This window comes from Kitasatospora sp. GAS1066B, assembly GCF_041262605.1.
Classification (GTDB): domain Bacteria; phylum Actinomycetota; class Actinomycetes; order Streptomycetales; family Streptomycetaceae; genus Kitasatospora.
The window spans coordinates 174,475-186,590 of the sequence record NZ_JBGCCO010000007.1; the positions used below are offsets into that span (position 1 = coordinate 174,475).

11 protein-coding genes are annotated in these 12,116 nt (G+C 73.1%); 4 read left to right on the forward strand and 7 right to left on the reverse strand.

Annotated features, from left to right (window positions below; translation table 11 throughout):
• Positions 1-22: 22 nt before the first annotated feature.
• Both ligA and ABH937_RS10175 read left to right on the forward strand, forming a co-directional pair.
• Complete coding sequence (gene ligA, locus ABH937_RS10170) at positions 23-2,098, forward strand: NAD-dependent DNA ligase LigA (RefSeq protein WP_370217970.1); 2,076 nt, start codon at positions 23-25, stop codon at positions 2,096-2,098.
• Between the two features lie 133 nt (positions 2,099-2,231).
• A complete protein-coding gene (locus tag ABH937_RS10175; RefSeq protein ID WP_280689300.1) occupies positions 2,232-3,722 on the forward strand; it encodes a glutamate synthase subunit beta in 1,491 nt (496 codons plus the stop codon).
• Positions 3,723-3,758: 36 nt separating this feature from the next.
• Here the strand turns inward: ABH937_RS10175 and ABH937_RS10180 are convergent, their stop codons facing one another.
• Positions 3,759-4,661 (reverse strand): hypothetical protein, encoded by a 903-nt coding sequence (locus tag ABH937_RS10180; protein ID WP_280689299.1) that lies wholly within the window; start codon positions 4,659-4,661, stop codon positions 3,759-3,761.
• Positions 4,662-4,922: 261 nt separating this feature from the next.
• On the opposite strand from ABH937_RS10180, the gene ABH937_RS10185 reads away from it, so the two are divergent.
• Entirely contained in the window at positions 4,923-6,014 is a 1,092-nt protein-coding gene (locus ABH937_RS10185; RefSeq protein WP_280689298.1) for a nitrous oxide reductase family maturation protein NosD, read from the forward strand.
• 88 nt (positions 6,015-6,102) lie between these two features.
• Positions 6,103-7,134 (forward strand): methyltransferase, encoded by a 1,032-nt coding sequence (locus ABH937_RS10190; RefSeq protein ID WP_370217971.1) that lies wholly within the window; start codon positions 6,103-6,105, stop codon positions 7,132-7,134.
• A gap of 94 nt (positions 7,135-7,228) precedes the next feature.
• Here ABH937_RS10190 and ABH937_RS10195 read toward each other — a convergent pair whose 3' ends face one another.
• Genes ABH937_RS10195 through ABH937_RS10220 form a run of 6 tightly spaced genes read right to left on the reverse strand, consistent with a single transcriptional unit; the run spans position 7,229 to position 12,070 of the window.
• Entirely contained in the window at positions 7,229-8,614 is a 1,386-nt protein-coding gene (locus ABH937_RS10195; RefSeq protein ID WP_370217973.1) for an acetyl/propionyl/methylcrotonyl-CoA carboxylase subunit alpha, read from the reverse strand.
• 35 nt (positions 8,615-8,649) lie between these two features.
• The gene (locus ABH937_RS10200) at positions 8,650-9,237 is read right to left on the reverse strand and encodes an acetyl-CoA carboxylase biotin carboxyl carrier protein subunit (RefSeq protein WP_370217974.1); all 588 of its coding nucleotides are present in this window, start codon (positions 9,235-9,237) and stop codon (positions 8,650-8,652) included.
• Positions 9,234-10,940, reverse strand: a complete 1,707-nt coding sequence (accD, locus tag ABH937_RS10205) for an acetyl-CoA carboxylase, carboxyltransferase subunit beta (RefSeq protein WP_280689294.1) — start codon at positions 10,938-10,940, stop codon at positions 9,234-9,236. Before accD ends, ABH937_RS10200 begins: the two co-directional genes overlap by 4 nt.
• A 34-nt stretch (positions 10,941-10,974) precedes the next feature.
• Positions 10,975-11,307 (reverse strand): TcmI family type II polyketide cyclase, encoded by a 333-nt coding sequence (locus tag ABH937_RS10210; protein WP_280689293.1) that lies wholly within the window; start codon positions 11,305-11,307, stop codon positions 10,975-10,977.
• Between the two features lie 18 nt (positions 11,308-11,325).
• Positions 11,326-11,811: an SRPBCC family protein gene (locus ABH937_RS10215; protein ID WP_280689292.1), complete on the reverse strand. Its 486-nt coding sequence runs from the start codon at positions 11,809-11,811 to the stop codon at positions 11,326-11,328.
• A 1-nt stretch (position 11,812) separates the two neighbouring features.
• Positions 11,813-12,070: an acyl carrier protein gene (locus tag ABH937_RS10220; protein WP_280689539.1), complete on the reverse strand. Its 258-nt coding sequence runs from the start codon at positions 12,068-12,070 to the stop codon at positions 11,813-11,815.
• Positions 12,071-12,116 lie beyond the last annotated feature (46 nt).

The window sequence follows — 12,116 nt, forward strand, 5'->3', positions numbered from 1 at the left end:
ACGGTTCGAGACGATGGGCACCATGAACGAGACCGCCGCTCTGGCCACTCCCGCCGCCTACGCCGACGCCGTCGCCACCACCGTCCGCGCCGCCGCGGCGTACTACGCCGACGGCGCCACCACGCTGGGCGACGACGAGTACGACGCGCTGGTCCGCGCCATCGAGGCCTACGAGAGCGCCCACCCGGACCAGGTGCTGCCCGACTCCCCCACCGGCAAGGTGGCCGGCGGCGCCGCAGTCGGCGAGGTGCCCCACTCGGTCGCGATGCTCTCGCTCGACAACGTGTTCTCCGCCGAGGAGCTCGCCGGCTGGGCCGCCGGTCTGGAGCGCCGCCTGGGCCGTCCGGTGGCCGGCTGGTGCGTGGAGCCCAAGCTCGACGGTCTGGCCGTCGCCGCCCGCTACCGGGCCGGTCGCCTGGTCCAGCTGCTGACCCGGGGCAACGGCCTCGCCGGCGAGGACATCACGCATGCCGCTGACGCCGTGCTGGGCCTGCCGGCCGCCCTCGCCCAGCCGCTCGACCTCGAACTGCGCGGCGAAGTGCTGCTCACCCAGCAGCAGTTCGAGCACGCGAACGCGGTCCGGACCGAGCACGGCGCCACCCCGTTCGCCCACCCGCGCAGCGGGGCCGCCGGCACGCTGCGCGCCAAGGACCGCCCCTACCGGATCGAGCTCACCTTCTTCGCCTACGGCGCCGTGGGCCTTGCCCCGCTCGGTCTGGACACCCTGGGCCACGCCGAGCTGCTCGCCCACCTGGCCGGGCTCGGGGCCAACACCGCCGCGACCACCGCCGCCCACCCGCTGCGCTGCACCACCCTCGACGAGGTCCAGCAGCGGATCGAGCGGATCGCCGCGCTCCGCGCCGAGCTGCCGTTCGGCATCGACGGCGTGGTGGTCAAGGCGGACGCCGCCGCCGACCAGGAGCAGGCCGGCAGCGGCTCCCGCGCGCCGCGCTGGGCGGTCGCCCGCAAGCTCCCCGCCCAGCACAAGGTCACCCGGCTGCTCGCCGTCGAGTGGAACGTCGGACGCACCGGCGTGATCGCACCGCGCGGCGTGCTCGAACCGGTGGTGATCGACGGTGTCACCGTCACCTACGCCACCCTGCACAACCCCGGCGACATCGAGCGGCGCGGGCTGATGCTGGGCGACCAGGTCTTCGTCCACCGGGCCGGCGACGTGATCCCCCGGGTGGAGGCCCCGCTGGTCGAGGAGCGCACCGGCGCCGAGACGCCGATCGCCTTCCCCGAGGTGTGCCCCCGGTGCGGCGACGCGATCGACCGCTCGGAGCAGCGCTGGCGCTGCGTGCGCGGCCGCGGCTGCCAGGCCGTCGCCTCGATCCGCTACGCCGCGGGCCGCGACCAGCTGGACATCGAGGGCCTCGGCGGCACCCGGGCCGTCCAGCTGGTCGAGTCCGGCCTGGTGCGTGACGTCGCCGATCTGTTCACCCTGACCAAGGCCCAACTGCTCACCCTGGAGCGGATGGGCGAGACCAGCGCCGACAACCTGGTCGCCGCCCTGGAGACCGCCCGGCGTCAACCGCTGCACCGGGTCTTCTGCGCGCTCGGCGTCCGTGGCACCGGCCGCACCATGTCCCGCCGGATCGCCGCGCACTTCGGCAGCATGGCCGCGATCCGGGCCGCCGACGCCGAGGCGCTGGCCCAGGTCGACGGGATCGGCACCGAGAAGGCCCAGCTGATCGTCAGCGAGCTCACCGAGCTGGCCCCGGTGCTCGACCGGCTGATCGCCGAGCAGGTCGGCACGGCGGTCACCGAGCCCGCCGGCGCCGCCAGCGGCTCGCCGGCCGCGGCGCAGCACGCCGAGCCGACCGGCCCGCTCGCCGGCCAGGCCGTCGTGGTCACCGGCAGCATGACCGGCGCGCTGGCCGAGCTGTCCCGCACCGAGATGAACGAGCTGATCGAGCGGGCCGGCGGCAAGGCCTCCTCCTCGGTCAGCAAGCGCACCACCCTGCTGGTCGCCGGGGAGAAGGCCGGCTCCAAGCGCGCCAAGGCCGAGGAGCTGGGCATCCCGATCGTCACCCCGGAGGCGTTCGCCGATCTGGTCGCCGAGCTGCTCGCCGACCAGCCGGCCGATCAGGGTTGACCGCCCGATCAGGGTTACCCCTCCGATCAGGGTTACCCCTCCGATCAGGGTTGAAAGGCGGAGGAACGAGCATAAACGGGCCAAAAGGGGGCGGGTGACAGGCGCCGGATCTCAAGGTTGACGGAGGCCGCCGATGGCCGATCCGAAGGGCTTTCTGACCACCCCGCGCCGCCCCAGGACTCGTCGTTCGGCCACCGCGCGGGTCGCGGACTGGAACGAGGTCTACGAGGGGCAGAGCCTGCTGCCGATCGTCGGCGGGCAGGCCGGGCGCTGCATGGACTGCGGCATCCCGTTCTGCCACGACGCGTGCCCGCTGGGCAACCTGATCCCGGACTGGAACGACCTGGTCTACCGCGACGACTGGCAGGCCGCCGCCGCCCGGCTGCTGGCCACCAACAACTTCCCCGAGTTCACCGGCCGCCTCTGCCCGGCGCCCTGCGAGAGCGCCTGCGTGCTCGCGATCGACTCCGATCCGGTCTCCATCAAGAACGTCGAGATCACCATCGCCGAGCGCGCCTGGCAGCTGGGCCACGACCGTCCACTGCCGCCACTGGACCCCTCCGGGCACCGCGTGGCGATCGTCGGCTCCGGCCCGGCCGGCCTGGCCTGCGCCCAGCAGCTGACCCGGGCCGGCCACCGCACGGTCGTCTACGAGCGGGCCGACCGGATCGGCGGCCTGCTCCGCTACGGCATCCCGAACTTCCGCCTGGAGAAGCACTACCTGGACCGCCGGATCGAGCAACTACGCTCCGAGGGAACCGAGTTCCACACCGGGGTCACGGTCGGCAGCGACGTCTCGGCCGCCGAACTGCGCGCCGGGTGCGACGCCCTGGTGATCGCGGTCGGCGCGACCCGCTGGCGCGAACTGCCGGTGCCGGGCCGCGAACTGGACGGCGTTCACCAGGCGATGGAGTACCTCCCGCTCGCCAACCGGGTGGTGGAGGGCGACTTCGGCACCCCCGCGATCGACGCCGAGGGCAAGCAGGTGGTCATCGTCGGCGGCGGCGACACCGCCGCCGACTGCCTGGGCACCGCGCTGCGCCAGCACGCCGGCGCCGTCACCCAGCTCGACATCAACCCGCGCCCGGGCGAGCACCGCACCGCCGGGCAGCCCTGGCCGGTGTACCCCAGGACCTACCGGATGACCACCTCGCACGAGGAGGCCGAAGCCCTCACCCGCACCGCCCCGCAGGCCGGAGCCGACGCCCGGATCTTCTCCGCCACCACCCTGCACCTCGAAGGCGACCCACACGGCCACGTCACCGCCCTGCGCCTGGCCGAGGCCGAGCCCGCCGACCGCCGGCCGCGGACCGGCACCGACCAGGTGATCCCGGCCGACCTGGTGCTGCTCGCCCTCGGCTTCCACGGCCCGGACCCGGACAGCCCACTGCTCCAGGACCTGTCCCTGGACCTCACCGACGACGGCACCATCGCGCGCGACACCCGCTTCGCCACCCACCACGACGGCGTCTTCGTGGCGGGCGACGCGGGCCGCGGCCAGTCCCTGATCGTCTGGGCGATCGCCGAAGGCCGCTCCGCGGCCGCCGCCGTCGACCGGTACCTGACCGGCCGCACCGCCCTGCCCGCCCCGATCACCGCCGCGGACCGCCCCTTGACGCTCTGACCCGGGCCCCGGACGGCGCGGATTCACCGCTGCCCCTCACTGCAAGGTGACGATCCGGTGCATGCCGAGCACGGCGTGCATGAACCCGAGCCGCTCGTCCGGCACCGTGCAGATCAGCGCGTAGCTGCCCGGCTGGAGACCGTGCGCCTGGATCGAGGCGCTGTGGTCCGGCGACAGCACACCGAGGCCGGTGGCCGGGCCGGTGAACGGGGACTTCGGCTGCCGGCCCGCGGCGATCCCGGCGTAGTAGATCCGCAGGTCCTCCTCGGTAGTCCCCGGGGCGACCGGGCGCAGCTGCAGCTCGTGGAGTTCGGCGGACTCGTTGTGCACCAGGTAGGCCAGGTGCGCGTGGTCCATGTCCTCGGTCTGGAACCGGGGGCCGGCCGCCTCGTCCCGTTCGATCACCATGCCGTCGTCGAAGCGGGCCTGGTTGGCGCTCTGCCCGCTGGTGCCGACCAGGTCCAGGCGCTTCATCACCGGATGAGCCGGGTCCGCCTGGAACGCCGTCAGGTCCAGCAGGTAGACGGCGCCCGGGGCCACCTCCTCGGTGAACTGCTCGTGGACGGCCGAGGTCACCATCGCGCCGCCGAGTGCCTCCGCCTCGCCGCGCACCGCCCGGATCCCGGCCGCCGCCGTGCCGCCGGTCACGCTGAACGAGTCCGCGAGGTCGTGCAGCACCTTGTCGATGGTGACGCCGGCGTGCGGGCGCAGCAGCTGCAGCTGTCGCCCGGCCGCGTCGTCGGTGGCGATCCGGAAGCTGACCAGGCCGCCCTGGTGGCTCTCCGGCGCCTGGATGCCGGCGGCATTGAAGGTCACCTCGATCGGGTGGTCCTCGGGCGAGGCCGCGTTGGCCGGGCACGTTGCGCCGACCACCGCGGTCAGGGTGAGGGCGGAGACCGCGACGGCCCGGGTGGCACGGCTGCGCAGCTGCTGCGACATGGAAGTCCTCTCGACGTGTGGTGCACGATCGATCCCCGGTCGAGCCGCACTCCAGCGGCCCCGGCGCAGAGATGATCCGATCGGCGTACCGGCGAGACGGCGCGGAGAGTGAGCACGAGTGGCGCGCTGTGATGAGCGCCCATAGCTTCGGGTCAACGGACACGCGCAGCCGGGCATCGAGCGCGGCGTCGCCGGCGGACTGCGACCCGTCCGCCGCTGAGCACGGAGACTCCTTGCCAGGGTCCTGGAAGGCAGGAACTCATGCCCACACGACGGCCCACACGACTGCCCACCCGGCGGGCGCGTCAGCTGGCGGGCGCCGCCGCCGGTCTGCTCATCGGCCTGGGCACCGCGCCGCCCGCACACGCGGCGACGGTCCGTGTCGTCCATCCGGGCCAGTCGATCCAGCAGGCCGTCGACGGTGCCCGCCCGGGGGACACGATCCTGGTGCTGCCCGGCACGTACCACGAGAGCGTGCTGCTCACCGCCTCGGACGTGACGCTGCGCGGAGCGGGCCGGCTGACCGTGCTCAGCCCGCCGGCGGACCCGGCTGCCGGGTCCGCCAACGCGTGCGCGCAGGCGGGCGCCGGCATCTGCGTCACCGGATCGGCGGGTCACCGGCTCACCGGTGACCGGATCGAGTCGCTCACCGTCTCGGGCTTCGCGAAGAACGGCATCTCGGCCTCGGAGACCGACCGGCTGACCGTCCGTGAGGTGCTCGCCGAGCGCAACGGTTCGGAGGGGATCAGCCAGGAGAAGTCCACCCGGGGCCGCTTCCAGGGCAACGTGTCCCGGGACAACGGCCAGGCCGGCATCTTCCTGGCGAACATCGCCTACGGCAAGGGCGGCGCGATCGACACCGAGGGCGCGGTGATCAGCGACAACCAGCTCTCCGGGAACCGGATGGGCGTGGTGGTCCGGCGGGTGCGCGACCTCACCGTCGAGCGCAACGCGATCACCGGCAACTGCGGCGGCGTCTTCGTCGTGGGCGACGACGACCGGCCGCGCACGGGCGCCCTGAGCGTCAGTCACAACCGGGTGGACCGGAACAACAAGTACTGCCCGCCGAGCGACATGCTGCCGGCCATCCAGGGCGCCGGCATCGTGCTGACCGGCGTCGAGTCCACCCTGGTGGCCCACAACCAGGTCGACGACAACACCGGCAGCACGCCGATGTCCGGCGGCATCGTGCTGTTCCTCAGCTACAACGGCGGCCCCAGCGCCGACAACACCATCAGCCGCAACGTCGCCACCGGCAACGGCCCGGCCGACCTGGCCGACCGGGACGGCGGACCCGGCAACGCGTTCACCGAGAACCAGTGCCGCGTCTCCCAGCCCGCCGGTCGGTGCTGACCGGCCGGCAGTCGACGGACCGACCGCCGTGCTCTGCCCAGGAAACCCCCGAACCCATCACGAGAGACTCGAAGAGATTGGCGGCGTCATGACCACCGCACCTTCCAACGTCGCACCCGCGGACATGCGGCTGCGCGAACTCGTGTTCGGCGCGGCCTGTGCCGCGGCCGTGCGCGCGGCAGCCGGCCTGAGAGTCGCGGACGCTCTCGGCGACACTCCGGCCACGGCCGACGAACTGGCGACGGCGCTGGGCATCGAGCCGCGGCCGCTGGCACGTCTGCTGCGGGCCCTGTCCTGCTACGGGATCTTCGCCGAGACCGCGGACGGCGGCTACGTCCATACCGAGATGTCCCGGTTGCTGCGCGAGGACGCTCCCGACAGCCTGCGCTACATCGCCCTCTGGTGCACCGCCCCGTGGACCTGGGAGGCCTGGCCGCGCCTGGACGACGCGGTCCGCTCGGGCGCGAGCGTCTTCCCCGGCCTGTACGGCAAGGAGTTCTTCGACTACCTGCACGACGACGCCTCGGACTCGGCCCGGGTCTTCGACAAGGCGATGACCCACTCCAGCCGTCAGTCCGCCCATGACATCGCGGCCTTCGTCGACCTGACCGGCGTGGCCTCGGTGGCCGACATCGGCGGCGGCCAGGGGCACGTGCTGGCCGGTCTGCTGGAACGCTACCCGCAGCTGCACGGCACGCTGCTGGACCTGCCGGCGGTGGTGGCGCACGCCGATCCGCGCCTGCGCGACGGCGGCCCGCTCGCCTCGCGGGTCCACCTGGTGCCGGGCGACTGCCGCACCGAGGTCCCGGTCCAGGCCGATATGTACATCATCAAGAACATCCTGGAGTGGGATGACGACAGCACCCGCCGCACCCTGCGCAACGTGGTCAAGGCCGCGCGCCCCGGCGCCCGGGTGCTGGTGATCGAGAACCTGGTCGACGACAGCCCGTCCATGCGGTTCACCACGGCCATGGACCTGTTGCTGCTGCTCAACGTCGGCGGCGCCAAGCACTCCAAGGACAGCCTGCTGGCGCTGATGGCGGAGGCCGGTCTGGAGATCGGCGACGTCCGTCCGGTCAACTCCTACCTGCACGCCTTCGAGAGCACCGTCGCGGGATAGCTCCGAGCCGCGCGGGCGGCGGGGCCCGCCCCCCCCCGGGGGGGGGGGCCCCCCCCCCCCCCCGGGGGCCCGGCCGCCGCCGTCCGCCGCCGCGTCAACCGACCGGCGCCGGCTCCTCGGTGGCCGGGCCCGCCGCCTCGTGCCTGCTGCCGACCAGCCCGGTGGTGTGCCGGGCCGTGCGGAAGAGCGGGTGCGCGAGCATCTCCCGCAGGAAGCCGAGGGTGGTCCGCACGCCGGATCCGGCGACCTGGAACTCGCCCAGGGCGCGATCCATCCGGGCGATCGCCTGGTCGCGGTCCGGGGCCCAGACCGAGGTCTTGGCCAGCAGCGAGTCGTAGTCGGGCCCGACCCGCCAGCCCGGGAAGGCGTGCGTGTCGACCCGGACGAAGGGGCCGCCGGGTGGCACGAACTCGGCCAACAGGCCCGGCGCCGGAGCGAAGTCGCGCTCCGGGTCCTCGGCGTTGACGCGGCACTCGATCGCCACCCCACGGACCGTGACGTCCTCCTGCCGGACCGAGAGCGGCAGTCCGGCGGCGATGGTGATCTGCTCCCGCACGATGTCGACGCCGGTGACCAGCTCGGTGACCGTGTGCTCCACCTGCAGACGGCAGTTGATCTCCATCAGGTAGAACTCGTGCTCCGGCGTCAGCACGAACTCGAAGGTGCCGGCCCCGACGAAGCCCACCGCCGCCGCACCGCGCACCGCCGCCGCCCGGAGCGCGTCGCGCACCGCCGGTGAGAGTCCCGGCGCCGGCGACTCCTCGATCAGCTTCTGGTGCCGGCGCTGCACCGAGCAGTCGCGCTCACCCAGGTGGATCACCGAACCGTGCGTGTCGCAGAGCACCTGCACCTCGACATGGCGCGCGTCCTCGACGAACCGTTCGAGGTAGAGCCGGTCGTCGCCGAACACCGCCCGCGCGTGCGCCTGCGTCTCACGGTAGGCGAGCCGCAGTTGGTCGGCGCCGCGCACCACGGCCATGCCCCGACCGCCGCCGCCGGCGACCGCCTTGAGGATCACCGGATAGCCGACCTCGCGCGCGAGTTCCTTCGCCTCTGCCGCCGAGGTCAGCGCACCGATGCTGCCCGGCAGCACCGGCAGCCCGGCCCCCGCCATCACCGTGCGGGCCACGGCCTTGTCGCCGAGCTGCTGCATCACCGGCGCGGGCGGCCCGATGAAGACGATCCCGTGCATCTCGCAGATCTCCGCGAAGTCCGGGTCCTCCGACAGGAAGCCGTAGCCGGGGTGGATGGCCTGCGCCCCGGTCTGCAGCGCCGCCTCGATGATCGCCGGAACGCTGAGGTAGCTGCCCCTGGATGGCGGCGGCCCGATGTGCACCGCTTGGTCCGCGAACCGGACCACCGCCGAGTCGCGGTCGGCGGTGGAGTACACGGCCACCGTCCGGATGCCGAGCTCGCGGCAGGCACGGGCCACCCGCAGCGCGATCTCGCCGCGGTTGGCGACCAGGACGGTCGAGAACATCGGACTCACCTCGGTGGTCGGGACGGCCTGGGCACTCAGCGTGCGTCCTCGTCGGCGGCCACCGGCTCCAGCGCGATCAGGCGCTGGTCGAACTCCACCGGTTGGGCGTTCGGCGCGAGGATCTCGACGACCCGGCCACCGGTCTGCGTGGTGATCGTGCTCATCATCTTCATCGCCTCCAGGACGCCGACCGGCTGCCCCGCTTCGACCAGGTCGCCGACCCGGACGAACGGCGGGGCGTCCGGCGCACTGGCGTGGTAGAAGGTGCCCACCATCGGGGCGCGGACGTAGCCGAGCGCATCCGGCGCCTCGGCGTCCGGGCCGGCCGCCCGCTCGTCGGCGGCGGCCAAGGCGGCCGGCGATACGGACGCGACGGGGCCGGCGACCGGATCGGGCCACTCCACCTCGACGGTGGTCTGCCCGTCCTGCAGGCGGATCCGCCGGGGCGGGGCCCCGGTGGCCTGGGCCAGTCGCACCACGTTGCGGCACAGCTCGTCCAGCGCCACACCGCCCGAGGGCAGCGGCCGTACCGGCCTGGGCGCATCCACGTCCCCGTCGGCCCGGCGGTCGCTCTCGCGGCGCTCGCCCGCCCGGCGTTCCCACTCGGCACGTTCTGGCTTCACAGGGCCCCTCCTTCAGCACTCGGGTCGGGGTCGAGACCGAAGCGGTGGAAGCGGCCGCCGCGTTCGCGGAGCAGCCGTTGCGGCTCCCACGACTCCAGCTCCTGCAGGGCGGCGGTCACGGCAGCACCCAGCAGCGCGGCAGCTTGCGAGTGATCCGTATGCGCACCTTCCGGTGGCTCCGGCACGACTCCGTCCACGATACCGAGGCGGAGCAGGTCCCTGGCGTCGACACGCAGAGCCGCCGCCGCGGTCGGCGCCGCCTGCGCGTCCTTCCACAGAATGGCCGCACAGCCCTCGGGACTGATGACCGAGTAGATGCCGTTGGCACAGATCAGCACGCGGTCCGCGACGGCCAGCGCCAGCGCGCCGCCGCTGCCGCCCTCGCCGGTCACCACGGCGACGATCGGCACGGGCAGCCGCGACATCAGCCGCAGGTTCTCGGCGATGGCGACCGCCTGGCCGCCGCGCTCGGCGTCCGGCCCCGGGTTGGCCCCCGGCGTGTCGATCAGCGTGACCACGGGCAGGCCGAGCTTGGCCGCCATCCGCATCAGCCGGGCCGCCTTGCGGTAGCCGCTGGGACTCGGCATGCCGAACTTGCGACGCTGGCGTTCGAGGAGGTCGCTGCCGCCCTTCTGATGCCCGATCAGCATGATGGGCCGGCCGTTCAGCCGGCCGGGCCCACCGACCACCGCCGCGCAGTCCTCCGCGATCCGGTCGCCGTGCAGCTGGTGGAAGCCGTCCAGCAGGTGCGTGGCGTAGTCGAGGGTGGTGGGCCGCTCGGGATGGCGGGCGAGTCGCACCGCCGTCCAGGCGTCGGTCTGCGGCAACTCCTCGGCGCGGCGCAGGATTCGGCCGCCGTCCTGCCCCGCCGGGGCGGCGCCCTCGGCGGCGGGCGCGTGCAGGCCGAGCAGTTGGGCGAGCGTCGCCCGCAGGGCGGCCCGGGGCACCACGTCGTCGACCAGCCCGTGGTCGAGCAGGAACTCCGCGGTCTGGAAGCCCGGGGGCAGGCTCTCGCCGATGGTCTGTTCGATCACCCGCGGCCCCGCGAAACCCAGGCGTGCGCCCGGCTCGGCGATGATCACGTCGGCGAGCGTGGCGTAGGAGGCCGCCACGCCGCCGTAGGTCGGGTCGGTGATCAGCGAGAGCACCAGGATGCCCGCCTCGTCCAGCTCGGCCAGCGCCTGACTGGTCTTCGCCATCTGCATCAGGGAGAGCACGCCCTCCTGCATCCGCGCCCCGCCCGAGGCGGTGATCAGCAGCAGCGGGATCCGCCGCCGCAGGCTGGTGCGGGCGGCCTCGGTGATCAGCGCGCCGACCCCGCACCCCAGGCTGCCGCCGAGGAAGCGGAAGTCCATCGCGGCGGCGACCACCGGCCGGCCCTCGATGGTGCCCTGCACGCAGAGCACCGCCTCGCGCAGGCCGGTGGCGGCCTGCGCGTCCGACAACCGCTCCGGATACGGCCTGGTGTCCACGAAACCGAGCGGATCGCTCACGCACTCGACATGGTCGAGCGGCTGTGCCGAGCCCGGGTCGAGCAGCTGGTCCAGCCGCTGCTGCGCGGTGAGCCGGGCGTGCGAGCCGCAGTCGGGGCACACCTGCAGCGCCCGGCTGAACCGCTTGCCGTAGATCAGCGTGACGCAGCCCTCGCACCGGATCCACGGGGCGGCGGCCGGGGCGGCCGGCGAGTTCTCTGCCTCGATCACGAGGGTGTCCTTCCAAGCTGCCGGAGCAACACGGTCACGCGGTGGTTCCGCGCTCCCAGCGGTAGAACTCGCGGGCCATCGCGTCCTTCGGCTCCCGCCAGGTCTGCGGGTCGTACGCCTGGACGTAAGCGGCGAGCCGCTCACTGACGCTGCGGAACTCCGGATGGCCGTTCAGTTTGGCCACCTGGGGGCCGGGCGGCTGCTCGGCCTCGATCAGATGCAGGTACAGGTCGCCGAACTGGAAGAGGCTGCGGCCGGTCACGCCGATCAGCTGGGGCAGTTCCCCGCGATCGGAGTCCGCGAAGGTGGCGGCGATGTCCTGGGCCGCCCCCGGCTTCATCCGGGCGACGATCAGAGCACGGTGCATGACGATCCTCCTGCGGGCTCAGCGGGGCATGGCCGCGGGGGCGTCCAGGCCCGTCTCGCGGGCATGCTGTTCGACCTTGTCGCGGATCAGCTCCATCTGGATCTTGGAGTTGCGGTTGATGTGCGCGGTCATCCCGGCGTCGTCGACCGGCGCGGTGGGCTTCATCGCGAAGTCCTGGATCCAGCGCATCGAGGTGCCGCCGGTGACCGCCTGGTACTCCCACTTGATGTTCATGTGCTCGAACGGGCCCGTCTCCACCCGGCGGGCCAGCACGGTGAGCGCCGAGCGGTCGGCGTGCCGCTCGGAGACCCAGCTCCAGACCTTGCCGTTCTCGTCGGGGTGCATGGTCAGCCGGAAGGTGACCTTGTCGCCCGCCCGGTCGAGCACCTCCACCGAGGCGTACTCGCTGAACAGCTGCGGCCAGCGCGCCAGGTCGTTGGTCAGGTCCCAGGTGAGCTCCAGCGGGGCCGCGATCAGGATCTTGTTGTCGGTGTGTCCGGTCATCTCAGGCTCCAGCGGTGAGTTGGTCGTTGACGAGGTCGAGGAAGTCCCCCGGGGTCTTGCAGAGTTCCGGCTCGTTGCCGATCGAGTGGCCGTAGCGGTTCTCCAGCTCGGCCACGATGCCGAGCAGGCCGAGCGAGTCGAGGCCGAACTGCTCGAAGGGCGTGTCGGGCCGGTCGGCCATCGCTTGGGGATCGACCGACAGACCCGCCCGCCCCTTCATCAGGGTGGCGAGTTCGTCGAAGGTCACGGGGTCGGTCAGCATCGGGTCTCCTTCGGTCGGGGCTGTGACGATGGATCAGGTGGCG